Source organism: Planctomycetaceae bacterium, assembly GCA_039680605.1.
Lineage (GTDB): Bacteria > Planctomycetota > Phycisphaerae > SM23-33 > SM23-33 > JAJFUU01.
This window is the reverse complement of record JBDKTA010000004.1, coordinates 84,994-103,237: the sequence shown is the minus strand read 5'-3', so window position 1 is coordinate 103,237 and position 18,244 is coordinate 84,994. Positions and strand designations below refer to the sequence as shown.

Here is an 18,244-nt window from a genome sequence, read left to right as displayed (position 1 = left end):
ATACCCGAAACGTTAGCGGCGGAGCTTGCTCCGCGCGGTTCTTTCCCTGATCCATAGGCTCAGCGACCGAGGCGGCGAAGCTTGCAGCCCCAGATGCTCAGCCAGACCGCCAGGATGAAAACGATCCACAGGATCATCTTCATCGCCCCGAAGAACCACAGGTACATCACGTGTACCTGGTCCCAGTCGATCTTGCCGCCGCCCCAGAGCTGGCTGGCCCACTCCGGGCGATGGCTGGTGATGAACAGCACCCCCAGCCACGACAGCGTCAGCAGGATCACCATGATCAGCAGCGTCCACCACGCCGCGCCGGCGGCCGCCTTGACCCGGCCGGTCAGAATGTCATGCGGAAGTTCCATTTCTTGTCCCTTTACGCCAGGCTTCCGTTAAATTATACGTCGAAATTGGTGGCACAGCCTTTCCAGGCTGTGATGGACACAGGCTGGAAAGCCTGTGCCACCTGCAGGAGAACTCATGGCCGACATATTGACCCAACCCGTTCCGTCCGCCGACCGCGCGCTCGTTCGCGATCTGGCCAAGCGAGTCGCCGAGATCGCCGCGATGCCCATCCAGGCCCAGCGCATCAAGGAGTGGAAGCGGCACAACAGCCTCGACCGCCCGCGGCCGATGATCCTGTTCTTCCCCGAGGGCTCGTGGGGCGAACTGATGCCCTGGAGCAACATCAAGGTCACCGACGATCGCCTCAAGGGCATCGAGTACACCTTGCGCATGACGATCTACCAGCACGAGCACTTCGACGTCGACAACGTGGTGACGGCGGACTTCGGCGTCGGCAAGGCCGTCAACTCCACCGGCTGGGGGATCAAGCCCGAATGGACCTTCAGCAAGGACCCCCGCGGCGCCCGCACGTTCAAGCCGGTGATCCACGAGAGCGCGGACCTCAAGAAGATCACCGCCCCGGTGCTCAGCTACGACGAAAAGGCCACCCTGGACTCGCTGGCGTTCCACCAGGACCTTTTCGGCGACATCCTCAACGTGCGTCTCTGCGGGTCCAAACACTTCAGCTTCCACCTGATGAGCCAGTACACCTCCCTTCGCGGGCTGGAAGAAGTGATGATGGACATGGTGCTCAACCCCGGAATGCTGCACGAGGCCATGAGCATTCTCGAGCAGGCCCATCACGGCGTCGTACGGCAGATGGTCGAGCAGAACCTGTTGGACCTCAACAACGATAACTCCTACCACTCCAGCGGCGGCAACGGCTGGACGGACGAACTGCCCGCCAAGGGCTTCACGTCCGGTCGCGTGCGCCCCATCGACGTCTGGGCCTCGGCCGAAGCTCAGGAACTGGCCCAGGTTTCTCCGGAGATGCACACCGAGTTCTCGCTGCAATACGAGAAGCGCCTGCTGGCGCCGTTCGGGCTCAACGGCTACGGTTGCTGCGAGGACCTGACGCGCAAGATGGACGATGTGCTGACGATCCCGAACATCCGCCGCATCAGCATTTCGCCGTGGGCGGATGTGGACGTCTGCGCCCAGAAGATCGGCCGCAAGGCCATCTTCTCCTGGAAGCCGCACCCGGCGCACCTGTGCGGGCACTTCGACGAGCAGGCGATCCGCAAGTACATCGCCCACACGGTCGAGGCGACGAAAGACTGCTGCGTCGAGATGATCCTCAAAGACACGCACACCTGCGACAACCACCCCGAGCGCTTCGACCGCTGGAGCCAGATCGCCCGCGAGGTGATCGAGCAGTACGGCGTTTAGAATTGGAAAGTTAGCGGCGGAGCTTGCTCCGCGCGTTTTGCGGACGGACTTGCTGCATGGGATGACCATTCAATGCCTGACGAAATGGATCAGAATCTTGTCGTTGCCGCCAGCGCTGCAACGCTGCGGCAGGCGGATGTTCTCAAGGCCGTTCTTGAGGCCAACGGTATTCCTACGTTTATTCCCGGCGCGCTGGCCAGCAATTGCATGCCGCACATGGAGATCGGCCTTAATCCCAAAGGCGTCCGCCTTCTCGTGCGCAAGAAGGATCTGAACGACGCCCTGGAGATTCTCAATCACCCTCAGGCGATTGACGCCGATGAGGTCTCACCCGCCGATACGGATCAAGACGTCTCCGCGGCCAATGACTACGCCAGGAAAGCCTTTTACTGCTCGGTCTGCTGGATGCTGTTTGCACCACTGGCCGTGATGATTCCCTGGTTCATCGCTCGCGCCATCATCGCCGACAGCCGCCGGGAAGCAGAGAACTCTTCCCGCTTCCAACGCCACATCATCCTGGCCTCAGTGCTGGGGCTTGTTCCGTTCGTCCTGCTCGTGTACTTCCTTCGTGGCCTATAGTGATATGCATGGCTGAGGATCGCACAACAACCAACACCGTAATCGTCGCCCGAGTGGCCTCGCTCCAACAGGCCGACATCATCAAGAGCGTGCTCGAGGGCAACGGCATCGACGCGCTGGTGCCCGATTCGTTGACCAGCACGACGATGACGCACATGCTTATCAAGCGAAAGCCCAAGGGCTACCCTGTGCTCGTGCTGGAGAAGGACCTCGAAGCGGCGCGGGAAGTCCTCGCTCAGAAATATGACCCTGCCGAGCTCGAGGCCGCCGCCGCGGAGTTTGTGGGCCAGGAGGCTCAAGAGGATCAGGACCGGCAAGAGGTCTCGGCCGAGACGCTCTTGTCCGAGTTGCAGGCGCGGCGGGCGCTGGTTTGCTCGGTGCTGTGGATCATCTTTCCCCCGCTGGTGCTGCTGGTGCCGTGGTTCGCCCTCCAGGCCGCCCGCGCCGCCGCAGCCGACCCCGCCACCCGCACCCGCGCCTACCGGCGCGATCTGCGCCTGGCCGTCGTGCTGGTCCTGGCCCCCCTGGCGGCTGTGGGACTGTTTCTGCTGGCACATCGCTGACCGCCGTTGCGGCTTGTGGCGCCTGCCTCATAAAGGCCGCACCACATTAGCCTGTTTAGCAAAAGTGCAGCGTGTTTGCAGGATTCCTAAAAACCGCTTCAAAATGCACCGCAAAAGCACCGTAAAAGCACCCAAACCTGGATCGGGTGGTCTTTTGGCCTGTGAGAGTTCATCATTTTTTGCGGTCGGCCTGCTTGTCGGCGGCGATGCGTGTCTCTGCCATCCCGCGCCAGACGGGGGCGAATGAAAAGTGACCCAAAGGCACCTCGCCCAGGTCGCAGTTGGCCGTGTAGGCGTTGGACTGAATGCCGATCAGCTTGCCGTCCTTCAGAATGGCCGCCCCGCTCGAGCCGAACCGCGCCAGGCCCTTGGCCAGATACTGCACGCCCATGGTGGTCTCGGCGGCGCCGATGATCTCGGCGGGGCTGATCAGGAACGTCGGGTCGCCCTTCTGCAGCGGAAACATGTAATGGCACAGATACACGCGGTCGCCCAGACGCAGGGTGGGCTTGTCCTGCGAGTAGAAGTCCACGCACGGCAGGGCCTCTGCCGTCGTCTCCAATTTCAGCAGCGCCACGTCGGCCCGGTCGATCTGCGCGCGGCCGCCCTGCTTGATCAGACGCGAGTGATAATCCTCCTCGAAGAAGTCCGTCGGCCCAGCGTCGACCTTGGTATTGGTGTGCCGGTGAAACACGCCCGGCCACGGCGACAGCGCCTTCTTGCGGAACGAAACGCTGATACGGCCGCGATGGGTCTTGGTCTTGGCGTCATACGTGACATGGGCGGCCGTCAGCACATAGCCGTCCGGGCGGATAAGCACGCCCTGCCCCTTTTCGTCGCCATCGTTGCCGACGACGACAAACGGCTTCTCATTCCATCCGGCCATCGCGAGCATCCCCTCCAGTGGCCCGCTCGCTGCCGGCGCGGCGGCAGCCCGTGTCGCGGGCGCTCGGGGGGCCCCCTGAGAATCCGCAGCCGCCCCCCAGACGCTTGCCCCCAGCAGGGCCAGTACGAGAAAAGTCGAGATCTTCATGGCCAATCCTTTTCAGTGGCGCAGGCAGTCAAAGTAAAACGCGTACAGGCGCGAGCCGCCGGGGGCTTGGCCCCAGGTTTCATCGAGCGTATAGCGGAGCCCCTCCACCGTGCGCGCGACGGCGATGCGCACCAATCGGTCGGCATTATCGCTGACGGCCGCCAGCGGGTGCCATTGCCCTTCCACCTTCATCTCAAGGCGAAACCGCCGCGGCAGCACGGGCGGCATCGAGAGGTACTCGACGCTGGGGTGGTGGTGCGTCATCTGCGGGTCTCTGGCAAGATCGCTATCAAGGATCAGTGTTGTCTCGCTGACCGCACAGGCGGCGAACTCGTAGGCAATCCAGTCGCCCGGTCGGCTGGTCCAGCAGTGCAAATCTTCGCCAACCTGGCGGTTGATCCCGTCGCGAACGCCCTCGCCGTCGCCTTGCGAAGTTGTCAGTCGCGCGCCCATCACCGCAGCACTCAATTCCTGCCGGACCCAAGGCAGGTAGGCGTCGTCCCGCAGGAGGGTCTGCTGGAGATCCCTGATGCAGGCCCCGATGGCGAGCGGGCGAACGCCGCGGGCAGCCGCCATCGCCGCGGCCGTTCCGGCCGCCTGCCCCATGCTTGCGCCGGTGCCCATGACCCGCGTCGAGCTCATGGCCGCGTGGGTGCAGCTTGCGCATCGCCCGGCGAACATGAGGTTGTCGATCGCCCGCGAATATAGTGCCCGGTATGGGATTCCGTACGGCGAGGGGCAGGGGTGGAAGACGGTTGCCGGCTCGCCCCTGCCGGCCGCGCGAAAACCGGCCGGGTGATGATCGTCCATCGACCAGCCGCCATAGGCGACCACGTCCTCGAACTTGCCCCCGGACTCCAGGTCTTTCTGGCAGAGCACGTGCTCGCCGACATAGCGGCGGCTTTCGCGCTTCGCCGGCAGATACCCCAGCCAGTCCAGCGCCCAGCAATCCGCGCGGGCACGGTCCGGGCAGCGATTCTTGATGTGGTCCCACACGCCCAGGGTGATCTTGAGCAGTTCGTCGCGCAGGACTTCCGTGTCGGCGATGGAGTCGTATTCGCCGCCCAGCTCGATCCACCAGTAGCCCATCTCGATCCACTGGTGCCCGCCGCGCCCGTAGGGAAGATCCTCGCAGCGGTCATAGCGGTGAGCCCAGAGAGGCGGCTCGAAAGGCTGGCCCGTCGCGTGCCGGCGGGCGTGGAACAGGCAGGTCATCCCCATCGTCCGCTCGTCAGCGGCCGCCGGCGCGATGCTTTCCCCGAACTCGTCGCGCCCCTCGCGCCCGCGGCGCGCCGGCGCGCCCGTCAGCGGGGCGAGAATCCCGTCCCCCGAGCAGTCGATGAAGACGGCCGCCGATACACGGTGGTATGACTGCGTAGTCAGCTGCCAGCCGGTGACGCGGCGCACGGACGGGCCGTCCATCTCGGCGGCCAGGCACGAGCAGTTCAGCAGCAGCGTGATGTTAGGCTGGCAGTGGACTTTCTCGTACAGCACCAGTTCCCAGAGCGAGTAGCTGCGCTGCGGGTTTCGGCGGAGGTTCTCCAGGCGGAGCTCTTCGAGGATGCCTGTCTCGCGCATGTGCTTGATGGAGTTGTGGCGGTCGGCCCCGCAGACGTGAATGCGCGTCTCGCCGGAACTGTTGCCACCCAGCACCGGGCGGTCCTGCATCAGGACGACCTTTGCGCCGTGGCGGGCGGCTGCCAGCGCAGCCGACACGCCGGCCATTCCTCCGCCGACCACGCAGACATCAACCGCATGATCGATGAAAGGCTGCCCTGACGGAGCTTGAATATTGCTCACACTGTCAGCCATCGGATCTCCTGAGCGTCGCCACCCGATGACTTTACCCGCCCCCGGCCAGGCTGACAACGACGCGTCGGGCAGAAAGCCCACCTCTACAGACTTGAAGTTGCCAGCGGCGTGTTGCAAAACGGGCGACTGTCGTGTACACTTTGTGTAGTAGTCACAACAGCCGCAGGAGACGCTGCCATGAGGTTTGTCACGGTTCGAGACTTGAGAAGCAAGTCCGCCCAGGTCTGGCGAAAGCTTAGCGAAGAAGGCGACCTGGTCATCACCAGCAAGGGCAGGCCCATTGCCGTCGTCAGCGCGACCGACGAAGCACACCTTGAACAGACGCTGCGCCGCCACCGGCAGGCCCGCGCCGCCTCGGCCGTCAGCCAGTTGCAGCAGCAGTCCCTCAAGGCCCAGCGCCGACTGTCGCCCAAGCAGATAGAGGCGGAGATACAAGCGACACGCAAGGCCCGCCGGCGATGAAGATCGTCCTGGACACCAATGTTTTGGTGGCTGGCCTGCTCTCGCCGCAGGGTCCTTGTTCAAAGGTGCTCCAACTGATCCTGTCCGAGCGGGTGCAGCTCTGTCACGACGAACGAATCCTGGCGGAATACCGCGACGTCCTGGCGCGTCCAAGGTTCGGTTTTCACGCCGACCTTGTGGCCGCTGTGATTGATTTTCTGGAGCAATCCGGCGAATCGATCATCTCGCCTCCCTGGCCGCTGGCCCTGCCCGATCCCGACGACGCGATGTTCCTGGAAGTGGCAGCCGCCGCCGATGCAATGTGTCTGATCACGGGCAATCTGCGGCACTTCCCTGCACGTGTTCGCGGTAGCGTTCGTGTGCTGTCACCGGCCGAGTTTCTGAAGATACGGATATGATGTTTTACTACTTCAGGTGACGTGTTCAGGATGGACGAGGTTCAATCGCCCCCTTCGGGGGCTCTAATCATTGAAGGGACGTTCACCCCGGGCTGCGCTGCGCTTCGCCCGGGGCTACTATCAGGCACCCGCTTCGCGGGCTCTCATGTCAGCCGCTTTCTCTCCGCTGCCTCCGAGCCCTCTGTGCCTCTGTGGTGAGTTGTTTCCCCGTGCGGGTTCTATTGACTCGCATGGCCGCAGCGGCTATAGGATGGAGCTTTCCCCAACCGTAACCGAGAGGAAAATCATGACCAGCCGCGAAATCGTCAAGATGGCCATCAAGCACCAGACCGGCCCGCGCGTTCCGTATTTCATCCGCATCTGCGGCGACGCGTGGGAGGCCCTCAAGCCTCGCGCCGGCGGCAAGAGCCAGGACGAGTTCTTCGACAACGACGTCCGCGAGATCTGGGCGCCGTGGTGGGGCTGGGCCATCGACGGCAAGGACTGGGTCCGCGCCGACCTGCCCACCACGCCGGCCAAGGTCATGGCCTGGGGCAACTGGCAGCAGTTCTATGACGGACTCAAGGCCGCCAACGACAAGGGCGACAAGTACAACTGCGTCCTGATCTACGGCAGCCATTTCGAGAAGGCCAACTTCGCCCGCGGGATCGAGAACTTCCTGGCCGACATGGCCGGCGAGCCGGAGTTCGCCCGCAAGCTGCTCAACAAGATCATCGACATGAACATGGCGTTCCTGGACTGCGTGCTGGCCGGCGAAGGCATCGACGGCGTGCTGCTGGGCAGCGACTGGGGCACGCAGATCGACCTGCTGATGAGCCCGGCCGTCTGGGACGAGATGATCCGCCCCGGCGAGCAGAAGGAATACGACCTGGTACACTCCTACGGCAAGGACGTGTGGGTGCACTCCTGCGGCAAGATCGACAAGCTCATCCCGCGCCTGGTCGACATGGGACTGGACGTGCTCAACCCCGTCCAGCCCGAGTGCATGGACATCGCCATGCTCAAGAAGAACTACGGCCACAAGCTCACGTGGTGGGGCGCCATCAGCACTCAGACGGTGCTGCCCTTCGGCACGCCCGACGACGTGCGCGTCGAGGCCCGCCGCGTGCGCGACCTGCTGAGCAAAGACGGCGGTTACATCTTCGCCCCCAGCCAGGACCTGCAGAACGACGTGCCGCCGGACAACATCATGGCGCTGCTGGAAGTGGCGCGCGAAGGCAAGAATTAAGTCGGCGGATGGTTTGAATGAATATAGTGTTGGGCCACAGAGACACAGAGAACACAGAGGAAGAAGTTTGGTTGTTCTATTCTCAGTCATAATCCTGCTCTGAGTCCTCTGTGTCTCTGTGGCCCATCCTGTTTCTTCTCTATTCGTGACATTCGTGTAATTCGTGGACGTAGTTGTTTCTTCGGGATCAATCATTATGACCAGCAGAGAGCTCGTCAAAGCCGCCATCGCCCACCAGGAAACGCCGCGCGTGCCGTTTCATATCGCCTTGTGCCGGCAGGTGCGCGATGCCCTGGCCGCACGTGGGGTGGGATGGGAAGAGTTCGTCGACGGCGACGTCGTCAGCATCGCCCCGCCGTGGTGGGGCTGGCAACTGCAACCCGATTGGTACAGGCCCGACCTGCCGACCACGCCGGCGACCGTCTGCGGCGGCGGCAGCTACGAGGGCTTTTTTGACGCCCTCAAGGCCTCCCGCGACAAGTGCGACAAGTATCACCTGGCCATCGTCTACGGCAGCCATTTCGAGAAGGCCCACTTCGCCCGCGGGATCGAGAATTTTCTGGCCGACATGGCCGGCGAGCCGGCGTTCGCGAAAAAGCTGCTCAACACGATCATCGAAAAGAACATGGTCATGCTCGACAACATCGTCGCCTGCAAGGAGATCGATGGAATCCTGCTGGGCAGCGACTGGGGCACGCAGATCGACCTGCTGATCAGCCCAGCCGTCTGGGACGACATGATCCGCCCCGGCGAGCAGAAGGAATACGACCTGATCCACGCCTACGGCAAGGACGTGTGGATTCATTCCTGCGGAAAGATCGACAAGATCATCCCGCGCCTGGTCGAGATGGGCGTCGACGTGCTCAACCCGGTCCAGCCCGAGTGCATGGACATCGCCGCGCTGAAGAGAGATCACGGCCACAAGCTCACGTTCTGGGGCGGCATCAGCACGCAGACGGTTTTGCCCTTCGGCACGCCGGACGAAGTGCGAGTCGAGGCCCGCCGCGTGCGCGACCTGTTGAGCGCCGGCGGGGGATACATCTTCTCCCCGTCGCAGGGCATCCAGGAAGATGTCCCGATGGCTAACGTCGAAGCGCTGCTGGAAGTGGCTCGCGAATCCAAAAACTGACGTCCACGAATGTCACGAATGACACGAATGGGGAAAAAGCGAAAGAATGGAAGATTGGAACACTCGAAGATCGGGCGGGTAAGCGAAGCCTGATGCGGTAGCGTTCATCCTTCCACACGTCCATCATTCCATCCTTCCTCCCGTTGTTGCTCCCCATTGGTGTCATTCGTGACATTCGTGGACGTAACTCTGTTTTTCGTTCGCGTCGTCGTCCTCGTCCTCGTCGTCGGTTGTTTCTTCGAAAGCATGGACATCATTCCAGCATTCCACTATTCCATCCTTCCTCTTTTGTTTATATTCATTCGTGACACCCGCCTTCGCCGAGGCTTCGGCGGGCAGGTTCGTGGACGTAACTCTTTCGGAGAACGGTCATGGCCAAGATTCCGCAGAGGCATTTCGAAGTTCATCCCTGGCAGGTTGTCGAGCGCGGGTTCGATCCTTCGCACAGCCGCATCAGCGAGTCGATGTTCTGCCTGGCCAACGAGGCCATGGGCGTGCGCGGGTATTTCGAGGAAGGCTACAGCGGCGCGACGCTGCTGGGCAGCTACTTCAACGGCCTCTTTGAAGAAATGGACGTCATCCACCCGCAGGTCTTCAAGGGCTTCCTGACGCGCACGAACTTCTCGGTCAACGCGGTGGACTGGCTGCACACGCGCATCAAGGTCGCCGGCGAGACGCTGGACCTGGCCCGCTCGAAGTTCTCCGACTTCGTCCGCACGCTGGATCTCAAGAACGGTCTCATGACGCGCAGCTTCGTCTGGAACATCAAGGGCGGCAAAAAGCTGCGCCTGACGTTCCAGCGGTTCCTGAGCATGGTCGACGGCGACCGCGGTTTCCAGCGCATCGTGCTCGATCCGTTGAACTTCTCCGGCAGTGCGGCTGTCACTGTCGGCCTGGACTTCAACACCGTTCACGAGATCGCCTCGGGCTGGACGCAGACCGAGAGCACCGGATCGGCCGACGCCGCCAAAGGCATCAACTTCTGGACCTGCCCGAAAATGGGCAAGGCGGGCAAGGGCCTGGCCGTGCTGGGCAAGACCACCAGCACCGGCCAGTACGTCTTCTCGAGCTTCCGCCTGGACTGCACCAGCGGCATCAAGGCCAAGATGGTCAAGGGCGAGAAGTGCATCGGCCAGGCGCTGACCGTGCCGCTCAAGAAAGGCCAGGCCGCCACCATCGACAAGATCGTCGTCAACCGCTGGTTCGGCACAAAGCCGATGCCCGAGGCCAAGGCCTGGGCCGCCGGCGTGAAGCTCGCCTCGGCCCGGCCGACGCTGACCTTCGACGCCGCCCTGGCCCAGCAGACCGCCCACTGGGCTGACAAGTGGAAGACCCTCGATGTGCAGATCGACGGCGAGCCGGAGATCCAGCAGGGCATGCGGTTCAGCATCTACCAGCTTTACCAGACCTACCACGGCGGCAGCGAGCGGTTCAACATCCCCTGCAAGGGCCTGACCGCCGAAGTGTATTACGGCTGGATCTTCTGGGACACCGAGACGTACTGTCTGCCGTTCTACATTTTCACCGACCCCGCGGCCGCGCGCAAGCTGCTGGTCTATCGCTACAATCACCTCGCCGGCGCGAAGCGCCGGGCGAAGGAGCTCGGCTGTGAGGGCGCCCGCTATCCGTTCTGCACGCTCGACGGCAACGAGAGCTGCCACACCTGGCAGCACGGCGACCTGGAGATCCACGTCGGCGAGGCCGTCTTCTACGCGCTCTGGCTCTACGTGCGACACAGCGGCGACAAGGAGTTCCTCTACCGCGAAGGCATCGAGATGCTGCTGGAGCTGTCGCGCTACTACGCCAGCCGCGGCGAGTTCAGTCCCAAGAAGGGCGACTTCGGCTTCTACGGCGTCATGGGCCCCGACGAATATCACATGATGGTCAATCACAACACGTACACCAACGTGATGGCCAAAAAGCTCTTCGAGTACACGCTGGACGTGATGGACGAGATGAAAACGGCCGCCCCCGACAAGCTCGCCGCCGCTACGAAAAAGTTCGGCCTGCGCGAGCACGAAGCCGACCGCTGGGCGCAGATGGCCGCCAACATGCGCATCTGCAAAGACGAGGCCACCGGCATCTACGAGCAGCACGACGGCTACTTCGATTTGCCGGAGGTCGACGTCAAGCACCTGCCCGTCGAGCAGATCCCGATCTACAAGAATTGGCCGTACATCAAGATCTTCCGCTACAACATGGTCAAGCAGCCGGATTTCCTGATGCTGCCGCTGTTTTTCAGCCGCGACTACACGCCGGCCGAGAAGCTCGCCAACTACGAGTACTACGAGAGCCGCACGATCCACGAGAGCAGCCTCTCGCCGGGCGTGCATTCGATCCTGGCGACCGAGCTGGGCAAGATGGATCAGGCCGTCGAGTTCCTGCGTTACATGGCGCGGCTGGACCTGGACAATTACAATCGCAACAGCGAGCAGGGCCTGCACACCACCGCGATGAGCGGCGCGTGGATGAGCGCCGTCTACGGCCTGGGCGGCATGCGCACCGACGGGGCCAAACTCTCCTTCCGCCCCGCCCTGCCGGGCGACCTCAAGGGCCTGCGCTTCCGCATCGTCCACCACGGCTCGACGATCGAAGTCGCCCTGACGAGCCAAGCCGCCACCTTCAAACTGATCGAAGGCACCGAGGCGCAGGTCGAAGTCTACGGCCGCGACGTGACCGTGACACCCCAGGGTACAACGATCCAGCTTGAAATGACTCTTTAGAGAAATACAGCAGTAGCTGTTCTGCTACATCATCCAGTGATGTGAGACTGCGATGGATCTCGCTGCTGCGTACTTACATACGCGCACAAGAGCCTCCACAGCCTCTCTGGCTTCAGGAGTAAGACCAAATACTTCATCCTTGTACGTTTGCTGCATCGTCTGAAACCAAGTTTCACAGGCAGCCTCGATATGAGACGGATCAAGCTTGGCGACATATTCGACCCATCTAGGATCTACCCGAAGCAGCCCATAACATTGTTCGTCTACTACGACAGTCAAAAAAGGCCGTAGGTCAAGAGGGACTTGGTCGAATGGCCCTAAGTTAAGGGTTCTGAATGGCCTCTTCCCCATCCGGACAAGCATCGAGAGAGCGGCAATCGTTGGGAAACATGGCCATCGAGCACAGGTGGACTTTTCACCCCCAAAGGACAATCCGGCGGAAACGCCTTAACTTAGGGCCATTGGGGACTTGGTCCGAATGTAGTCCGATGGCTCGGGAAAGCATATTCAAGTCATTTGGCACCAGGTGCAGAGAAAAGTCAGCTTGTTGCGAAGTGATATCGGGAGCGTTCAAGATATCGAGATTAAGACTGCGGATCGCTTCTTCGATTCGATCTTCATTCCCAGCGAAGAAAATAAGCGTCAATCCCATGGACCCGCATCCCGTTCAAAAGCCTCTTTTCTCATAAGGTTAACGAACTTGTTTAGCAATTGTACCAAATAATTGTCTAGTCTCTGAAGACGCGTCACGTCTAGATAGGGCGGCGCAATGCTCCTCAGGTTCTCCGCAAGGCGCAATTCGGAGAAAATCGAAGAGGGAAGCGTCGGTGTACGGCGGCTGGGCGGGGAGGTTGCCTTCGGCGATGACCGGCCGGACTGCCACGTTCAAGCTCATCGAAGGCCCCGAGGCACAGGTCGAAGTCTACGGCCGCGACGTAAACGTGACCGCCCAAGGCACAACCATCCCGCTGGAGAAGTGACCTGTGGAGTGCGGCAGCCAGAGCTGCCGCTTTGGAAGTTTCTCGGCGTCCAACAACATCCAAAGCGGCAGCTAAGGCTGCCGCACTCCATATCGCCTTCTAGCCTGCATCCACCAGTTCCGCCAATGGCACGACCTCCACGTTCTTCGCCAGGACGTAGCGTTTCTCGCCCGGGTACGCCACGATGAGTTGGTCGAGGTTGAGGTCGGTCATGGCGATGCGCATGGAAGGCGTCAGCACGGGGGCGTCGATGCGTTTGCACTCGATACCGATGCGGCGGCCTCGCTTGAATAGAAGGAGGTCGAGTTCCGCCCCGCCGTATGTGGCCCAGTAGTAAGCTTCATCGGGCCGCAGGGCCTTGAGGAGCTCCTCGACAGCGTAACCTTCCCACGAAGCGCCAACCTTTGGATGAAGCTCCAGGTCTCGCCGGTTGCCGATCCCCAGCAGCGCGTGCAGCAGGCCGCTGTCGCGGATGTAGACCTTTGGAGCTTTGACTTGCCGCTTTCCCAAATTCTCGACCCATGGCGGCAGTTGGCGGACCATGAAGACTCCCGTCATCAGGTCGAGGTAGCGGCGCACCGTCGACTCGCCGACGGCCAGCGCGCGGGCCAGTTCGGCCCCGTTCCAGGTTTGGCCGTGGTAATGAGCGATCATATTCCAGAACCGTCGCAGTGCGACGGACGGGATGGTGATGCCCAACTGCGGCACGTCGCGCTCGAGAAACGTCTGCAAGAACTGCCGACGCCATACAAGCGAACTTTCTTCCGTACGGGCCGTGAAAGACAACGGCATACCCCCGCGTAGCCAATGGCGCCCCTGTGCCGCCTTTCCCAGGTCGGCCAGGCGAAAACCTTCCAGCGGCACCGTCTCCAGACGTCCAGCCAGCGTTTCTGAAGACTGTTTCAACAGTTCCGGCGAGGCACTACCGAGAATCAGGAACCGCGCCGGGAGAGGTTTGCGATCCGCCAGCACCCGCAGCAGCGGAAACAAATCCGCCCGGCGCTGTACCTCATCAATGACGACCAAGCCCTTAAGCGGCCGCAAGGCTATGTTCGGCTCCGACAAGCGTGCCAACCCTTGCGGGTCCTCAAGATCGAAGTAGTTAAGGGAACTTGACGGCACGAACTGACGGGCCATAGTGGTCTTGCCGCATTGGCGCGGACCTAGCAGCGCCACAATGCGGCTGCGCTTTAGCGCCGAGCGCACCAGATCGATATCGGCCTGACGCGAGATCATGGCGGTATTATAGACCGTGAAAATCCGTCAGTCAATGGTGGATTTTCACGGTAACCTTACAACCTCCTAAAGCGATGGCCGGTGCCGCCGCTTTGGTAGTTTCTCGGCGTCCAACAACATCCAAAGCGGCAGCTAAGGCTGCCGCACTCCATAGCTATCGCATCTGCTTTTGGATGCCGCCGAAGAGTTGCACCAGCCGCTGCATCCGGGGGCTGTCCAGATAGGGCGGAGCTATGGCTTGCAGGTTCTCTTGCAGGCGGGCCTGCGTCTGCATGCCGACGCAGCAGGTGCTGATCTCGTGCGCCAGGACGTATCGCAGGGCGGCCTCGGGGATCGAGTAGGGCTTGAGGAAATCGAAGAGGGAAGCGTCGGTGTACGGCGGGCGGGCGGGGAGGTTGCCTTCGGCGATGTGGCGGCGCACGCATTCCAGGGCGGCTGGCACGCTCACCAGGCCGGATTCTTTTGAGGCTTGATTCAGCGGCATCATCACCACCATGCCCACGTCGTGCTTGAGGCACAGCGGGATGACAGACTCGGCGGCAGTCTGGAGCAGGAAGTTGATCGTCAGCATCACCACGTCGAAGGCCCCGGTGGGCACCGCCCGCTTGAGCACTTCGTGCGTGCCGTCGCCTTCGGACAGTTCGCTGATGCCGATGAAACGCACCTTGCCCTGGTCGTGCAGCTTGAGCATGGCGTCATAGCAGCCGTCGGCCATGAACCGCTCGAAGCTCTCGACCGTCCGCATGCCATGGCCGAGCAGAACGTCCAGCCGGTCGCGGCGCAGGCGGCGCAGGCTCTGCTCGGCCGAGGCGACAAGCGCCGCCGGCGTCCCGACGTATTTGGCCCCGACGGCATAGCTGTCGTAGGGGCAGTACTTGGTCTCGACGAGTACGTCGTCGTGACCGGTCAGCGCCTCGCCCAGCACCCGCTCGCAGTCGCCGCCGCCGTAGCCGCCGGCCGTGTCGATAAAGTTGACCCCCGCCTCGATGCAGGCGCGGGTGATCGCGATGAATTGCCGAGGGTTCTCCGTCGCCCCACGCGCGGCGCCGTAGCTGAGTTCCGAAACCTGCAGGTTCGTCCGTCCCAACCGGCGATAGAGCATCGCGAGTCTCCTGTCCGTCCATGGAAGCACAGCCGGCAGCGGCTCCATTGCCGCGGCGCCCTCTTGCCTTGCCGCCGTGCTCTCACGATAATATTCTGCATGAACGGGCGACTATTCTACATGGGGCTATGGGTCATCTTGCTTCTGATTTCTCTTTCGGCGGCGCAAGACCTGCGGCCACAGAAAAGCTCCCCCTCCACCCAACCGGCGCAGAGCCGCCCGAAGATTCCCATCATCGTCTCGCGCGAGACAACCTACCTCACCGGCCCCCTCAACGCAGACGGGACGGTCAACTACGTCGCGGCCATCAATGAGATGGCCTCCAAAGGCGTCACGCCTGAGGACAATGCGGCGATACCTTTAATCCAATCCAAAGGCGACATCATCCTGGAACCCGAGATGACACCGCTGAAGGACAATTTCTACAAGACTGTCGGCATGACTATACCCACGGGCGACAGGCGGTATGTTGCGCTCAGGGACTACCTCAAGAATCATGACCGGGATGCGCTCGTGCGGATCAGGAAACTGTTTCCCCCGATCCTGCGTGATGGTCTGGACGAGGGCGATCTTCCACTGTCAGATGACCCGGCTATCGCCAGTTGGCTGAAATTCAATGATGGACATTTCACCCTCCTGGCCCGGGCGGCACGTCGCGATCGATATTTTGTCCCGCTGATCAGCAGCAGCGATCCGCCGACCATGTGTGACACTTTTAAGATCGGCATCTGTCTGCCCCACGTGGCTCCGATACGGGCCTTGGGTTATCGCGCCAGACTGCGCCTCAAGAGTGGAGACACGGCTGGTGCTTTCGAAGATGCCGTTACTCTTGGCCGTCTGGGACGAATGAAGCCTCAAAACCTGATGGGGTTCCTGGTGCTGGCAAGCCACTTGAGCCAGGCTGCATCAGTTGATGAAGCCTTCGCCAGGACGCCTGATCTTTCGACGGTTCAGTTAAAGGAATGCCTTTCGAGGATCGAAGTGCTTTCGGCCAACGAACGGCTGGCAGAGGTGCTTGACCAAGGAGAGCGGCTCGTTGCACTCGATATTCTAGTAATGTCATCAAGAGAAGGCTTGGTTGGATTCAACCGCTTCAAGCACGAACTGCTGCACAAGATGGGACAGCCGGCATGCCACATCAATATTCCTGAGGTTGCAATCGACTGGAACGTTGTTCTCAAACTCGAGAACAAATACTTCGACGATCTCGTCTGGGCGGCCCGCCTTCCCTTGTACAGCGCCAGGGTAAAAGCGCTCGAAAAGCTGTGTTTGGGAAACTCTCAGGCCAAACCCATCAAGCCGATCCCCGAGGATTCCGAAAACACTTTTGGGTTCACAGCTACCTGTCTGGAGATGAAGACTCTGCTGGAGAAGATGAAGGATAGGAATCCTCAGGAAGTTGGGGCCGCAGTCTGGCAACAAGTGATGCCTATCGGAATTGACCTTTCCAGGACGCTGAAAGGCGTGACAGAACAGGTCCAGGTCAAACAGGAACTGGCCAGGGTTGCCTTGGCTTTGCGACTGTACAATTGGGAAACGGGGAGGTATCCCGAGATTCTGAATGTTCTCGTCCCTTCCATCCTAAAGAAGGTCCCAGTCGATCCGTTCTCCGACAAGCCGCTGCACTACGCGCGCAGTGGCAAAGGCTTCATACTCTACAGCGTCGGGCCGGATATGAAAGATGACGGCGGCAAGGAGAAGGATCCCAAACAATCGGGCTTCGATGGTTACGACATCGTCCTGCGAGTAGAGTGAGTTGTCTGGATGGCCGGCACGCACAACGGGGTTGTGCGTGGCACCAGTCTTTCCTTACTCCCCCTCTGCGTTCTTTGCGATCTCTGCGGTGAGCAGGCCTACGCCAACTCAGCGAAGAGCGTCAGATTGTCGGCCCGGACCACGCGGGCTTGCTGATAGGTGCCGATCAAGTCGCTGCGGCCGAAGAAGACTACGATGTGGTCGCCGGTTGTGCGGGCGGTCAGTTGCGTCTGGCCGGGCGGAGGCGGGGTGGGCTGCTTGTCGGCGCGGGGGGCCTGGGCGGTCACGAGCACCTCAACGGTTTTGCCGACGTAGGCCTGATGATGCGCCTGGCCGATCTGCTCCTGCACGGCTAGCAGCTCGTTGTTGCGGCGGCGTTTGACGGCCTCGGGCACGTCGTCGGTCAGACGCTTGGCGGCGGCCGTGCCGGGACGGGGGGAGTATTTGAAGACAAAGCAGTTCTTATACCGGCAGCGGCGGATCAGGTCGGCCGAGGCCTCGTGGTCGGCCTCGCTCTCGCCGGGGAAGCCCACGATGAAATCGCCCGCCAGCACCACCTCAGGCACGATGGCCCGTGCCCGGTCGATCAGGTCGTCGTACTGCGCCCGCGTGTAGTGGCGGTTCATGGCCGCCAGCATCGCGTCCGAGCCGCTCTGGGCGGGGCAGTGAATGTATGGGCAGAGATTCGGCAGGTCGCGCATGGCCTGCAGGATGTCGTCGCCGAACTCGACAGGGTGGCTGGTGACGAACCGCAGCCGCTTGACCCCGCCCACGGCCGACACCTTGGCCAGCAGGTCGCTGAACGCCACGCTCGCGCCGCCTTCGCTCCAGCGATACGAGTTGACCGTCTGGCCCAGCAGCGTAACCTCGCTGACGCCGCCGTCGACGAGCTTTTGCGTCTCGGCCACGATGTCGCGCCAGTTGCGGCTCTGCTGAGGCCCGCGCACGTACGGCACGATGCAGTACGTGCAGAACCGGTCGCACCCGTGCATGACGCGCACCATGGCCGAAGGCCCCGCCGGCACAGCGCCAGCGCCGCGCGAGAGATCCAATGCGTCGTAATCGGCCGGTTCGCTCTGGTCGTCCTTGCCGATGCGCGCGGGGTCCAGCCGGCAGGCGGGCTTGCCCGCGGCGGCTGCGTCTATCATCGCGGGCAGGTGCGCGAGCTGCCCCGGCGCACAGACAATGTCCAGCGCGGCGAATCGCTTCTGAAGCCGCCGCCCCCAGCGCTGCGCCATGCAGCCCAGCACGCCGACGATCGGCCGCCCGTCGCGCCGCTTGAGCAGGTCCTCACCCACGCGCGAGAGCACCTTGCCCTCGGCGTGATCGCGCACCGAGCAGGTGTTGTACAGCACCACGTCGGCCCCGGCCGGCCCGTCCACCGCCTCATGCCCCGCCGCGCGCAGCAGCCCCAGCACCAGCTCGCTATCGAGCCGGTTCATCTGGCAGCCCATGGTTTCCAGGTAAATCTTCACAAAGCCCCATAATAACACAGCCCGCCGAGCTCATCGGCGGG

At 62.0% G+C, this 18,244-nt stretch carries 15 protein-coding genes; 9 read left to right on the top strand and 6 right to left on the bottom strand.

The annotated features are described in order from the left end of the window. Window positions 1-59: 59 nt before the first annotated feature. Window positions 60-359 carry a hypothetical protein gene (locus ABFD92_00720; protein ID MEN6503034.1) on the bottom strand — a complete coding sequence of 100 codons (300 nt, stop codon included), beginning with the start codon at window positions 357-359 and terminating at the stop codon, window positions 60-62. A gap of 115 nt (window positions 360-474) precedes the next feature. Here ABFD92_00720 and ABFD92_00715 point away from each other — a divergent pair, with 115 nt between their 5' ends. The 3 genes from ABFD92_00715 (at window position 475) to ABFD92_00705 (ending at window position 2,870) form a co-directional block, all read left to right on the top strand. Beyond that, window positions 475-1,728: a hypothetical protein gene (locus ABFD92_00715; GenBank protein ID MEN6503033.1), complete on the top strand. Its 1,254-nt coding sequence runs from the start codon at window positions 475-477 to the stop codon at window positions 1,726-1,728. Between the two features lie 72 nt (window positions 1,729-1,800). Continuing rightward, window positions 1,801-2,307 (top strand): DUF2007 domain-containing protein, encoded by a 507-nt coding sequence (locus ABFD92_00710; protein ID MEN6503032.1) that lies wholly within the window; start codon window positions 1,801-1,803, stop codon window positions 2,305-2,307. A gap of 8 nt (window positions 2,308-2,315) precedes the next feature. Next, window positions 2,316-2,870, top strand: coding sequence for a DUF2007 domain-containing protein (locus ABFD92_00705; protein MEN6503031.1), 555 nt, complete (start codon window positions 2,316-2,318; stop codon window positions 2,868-2,870). Between the two features lie 172 nt (window positions 2,871-3,042). On the opposite strand, the gene ABFD92_00700 is transcribed toward ABFD92_00705, so the two are convergent. Further along, window positions 3,043-3,903 (bottom strand): serine protease, encoded by an 861-nt coding sequence (locus ABFD92_00700; protein MEN6503030.1) that lies wholly within the window; start codon window positions 3,901-3,903, stop codon window positions 3,043-3,045. A gap of 12 nt (window positions 3,904-3,915) precedes the next feature. After that, window positions 3,916-5,715, bottom strand: a complete 1,800-nt coding sequence (locus tag ABFD92_00695; GenBank protein ID MEN6503029.1) for an FAD-dependent oxidoreductase — start codon at window positions 5,713-5,715, stop codon at window positions 3,916-3,918. Window positions 5,716-5,892: 177 nt separating this feature from the next. On the opposite strand from ABFD92_00695, the gene ABFD92_00690 reads away from it, so the two are divergent. From ABFD92_00690 to ABFD92_00670, 5 genes are all read left to right on the top strand, one after another. Beyond that, window positions 5,893-6,177, top strand: a complete 285-nt coding sequence (locus ABFD92_00690; protein MEN6503028.1) for a type II toxin-antitoxin system prevent-host-death family antitoxin — start codon at window positions 5,893-5,895, stop codon at window positions 6,175-6,177. Then, window positions 6,174-6,575, top strand: a complete 402-nt coding sequence (locus tag ABFD92_00685) for a putative toxin-antitoxin system toxin component, PIN family (protein ID MEN6503027.1) — start codon at window positions 6,174-6,176, stop codon at window positions 6,573-6,575. The genes ABFD92_00690 and ABFD92_00685 overlap by 4 nt, the downstream gene beginning before the upstream one ends. Window positions 6,576-6,861: 286 nt before the next feature. Beyond that, window positions 6,862-7,803: a uroporphyrinogen decarboxylase family protein gene (locus ABFD92_00680; GenBank protein MEN6503026.1), complete on the top strand. Its 942-nt coding sequence runs from the start codon at window positions 6,862-6,864 to the stop codon at window positions 7,801-7,803. 196 nt (window positions 7,804-7,999) lie between these two features. Beyond that, window positions 8,000-8,932, top strand: coding sequence for a uroporphyrinogen decarboxylase family protein (locus tag ABFD92_00675; protein MEN6503025.1), 933 nt, complete (start codon window positions 8,000-8,002; stop codon window positions 8,930-8,932). Window positions 8,933-9,303: 371 nt separating this feature from the next. Next, a complete protein-coding gene (locus ABFD92_00670) occupies window positions 9,304-11,655 on the top strand; it encodes a glycosyl hydrolase family 65 protein (GenBank protein ID MEN6503024.1) in 2,352 nt (783 codons plus the stop codon). Window positions 11,656-12,734: 1,079 nt separating this feature from the next. Here ABFD92_00670 and ABFD92_00665 read toward each other — a convergent pair. Both ABFD92_00665 and ABFD92_00660 read right to left on the bottom strand, forming a co-directional pair. Next, entirely contained in the window at window positions 12,735-13,871 is a 1,137-nt protein-coding gene (locus tag ABFD92_00665; GenBank protein MEN6503023.1) for an ATP-binding protein, read from the bottom strand. Between the two features lie 154 nt (window positions 13,872-14,025). Then, entirely contained in the window at window positions 14,026-14,973 is a 948-nt protein-coding gene (locus ABFD92_00660) for an aldo/keto reductase (protein ID MEN6503022.1), read from the bottom strand. A gap of 99 nt (window positions 14,974-15,072) precedes the next feature. On the opposite strand from ABFD92_00660, the gene ABFD92_00655 reads away from it, so the two are divergent. Continuing rightward, the gene (locus ABFD92_00655; GenBank protein MEN6503021.1) at window positions 15,073-16,728 is read left to right on the top strand and encodes a hypothetical protein; all 1,656 of its coding nucleotides are present in this window, start codon (window positions 15,073-15,075) and stop codon (window positions 16,726-16,728) included. A 98-nt stretch (window positions 16,729-16,826) separates the two neighbouring features. On the opposite strand, the gene miaB is transcribed toward ABFD92_00655, so the two are convergent. Further along, window positions 16,827-18,203: a tRNA (N6-isopentenyl adenosine(37)-C2)-methylthiotransferase MiaB gene (miaB, locus tag ABFD92_00650; GenBank protein ID MEN6503020.1), complete on the bottom strand. Its 1,377-nt coding sequence runs from the start codon at window positions 18,201-18,203 to the stop codon at window positions 16,827-16,829. Between the last annotated feature and the right edge of the window lie 41 nt (window positions 18,204-18,244).

What these genes read in the sequence shown, in the direction of transcription:
- ABFD92_00675 (MEN6503025.1), top strand. Translation starts at nt 8,000, where the DNA reads ATGACCAGCAGAGAGCTCGTCAAAGCCGCCATCGCCCACCAGGAAACG.
- ABFD92_00690 (MEN6503028.1), top strand. Translation starts at nt 5,893, where the DNA reads ATGAGGTTTGTCACGGTTCGAGACTTGAGAAGCAAGTCCGCCCAGGTC.
- ABFD92_00680 (MEN6503026.1), top strand. Translation starts at nt 6,862, where the DNA reads ATGACCAGCCGCGAAATCGTCAAGATGGCCATCAAGCACCAGACCGGC.
- ABFD92_00660 (MEN6503022.1), bottom strand. Translation starts at nt 14,973, where the DNA reads ATGCTCTATCGCCGGTTGGGACGGACGAACCTGCAGGTTTCGGAACTC.
- ABFD92_00685 (MEN6503027.1), top strand. Translation starts at nt 6,174, where the DNA reads ATGAAGATCGTCCTGGACACCAATGTTTTGGTGGCTGGCCTGCTCTCG.
- ABFD92_00715 (MEN6503033.1), top strand. Translation starts at nt 475, where the DNA reads ATGGCCGACATATTGACCCAACCCGTTCCGTCCGCCGACCGCGCGCTC.
- ABFD92_00670 (MEN6503024.1), top strand. Translation starts at nt 9,304, where the DNA reads ATGGCCAAGATTCCGCAGAGGCATTTCGAAGTTCATCCCTGGCAGGTT.
- ABFD92_00720 (MEN6503034.1), bottom strand. Translation starts at nt 359, where the DNA reads ATGGAACTTCCGCATGACATTCTGACCGGCCGGGTCAAGGCGGCCGCC.
- ABFD92_00655 (MEN6503021.1), top strand. Translation starts at nt 15,073, where the DNA reads ATGAACGGGCGACTATTCTACATGGGGCTATGGGTCATCTTGCTTCTG.
- ABFD92_00710 (MEN6503032.1), top strand. Translation starts at nt 1,801, where the DNA reads ATGCCTGACGAAATGGATCAGAATCTTGTCGTTGCCGCCAGCGCTGCA.
- ABFD92_00705 (MEN6503031.1), top strand. Translation starts at nt 2,316, where the DNA reads ATGGCTGAGGATCGCACAACAACCAACACCGTAATCGTCGCCCGAGTG.
- ABFD92_00700 (MEN6503030.1), bottom strand. Translation starts at nt 3,903, where the DNA reads ATGAAGATCTCGACTTTTCTCGTACTGGCCCTGCTGGGGGCAAGCGTC.
- ABFD92_00665 (MEN6503023.1), bottom strand. Translation starts at nt 13,871, where the DNA reads ATGATCTCGCGTCAGGCCGATATCGATCTGGTGCGCTCGGCGCTAAAG.
- ABFD92_00695 (MEN6503029.1), bottom strand. Translation starts at nt 5,715, where the DNA reads ATGGCTGACAGTGTGAGCAATATTCAAGCTCCGTCAGGGCAGCCTTTC.